This is a genomic window from Mesorhizobium sp. M8A.F.Ca.ET.202.01.1.1 (assembly GCF_004791595.1).
Lineage (GTDB): Bacteria > Pseudomonadota > Alphaproteobacteria > Rhizobiales > Rhizobiaceae > Mesorhizobium.
In genome coordinates, this window is sequence record NZ_SRUN01000246.1 from 1 (window position 1) to 300 (window position 300).

General features: G+C 65.0%; 1 pseudogene. It reads left to right on the top strand.

The features are described 5' to 3' along the window. Positions 1-84: 84 nt before the first annotated feature. A pseudogene (locus tag EN845_RS34705) lies at positions 85-300 on the top strand (hypothetical protein); the annotation flags it as partial.

Consider the following 300-nt stretch of genomic DNA (forward strand, 5'->3'; position numbering starts at 1 on the left):
AAGGCAGCCGCCCGCCCGTTGATTGATCGGTCGCCTGCGGCTAACGATCGGGCAACCGGGAGCGGACGCTGAGAGGGAGCTCGCTTGGACGCCATCGAGAAAGCGATCCGCAATGCCTTCGAGAAAGGCAATGCCGAGGACCGGGCGTTTCGCGAGAAGGTCTATCGATCGGCCTTTGCCGCGCTCGACCGCGTGTTGCAGGCCAATCCGAACGTCACCGTCGAGGCCGCAATCAGCCGCCGCAAGGCGGTGCAGGCCAAGATCACCGAGATCGAATCCGAGTTCCTGCCGGCCGTCCCC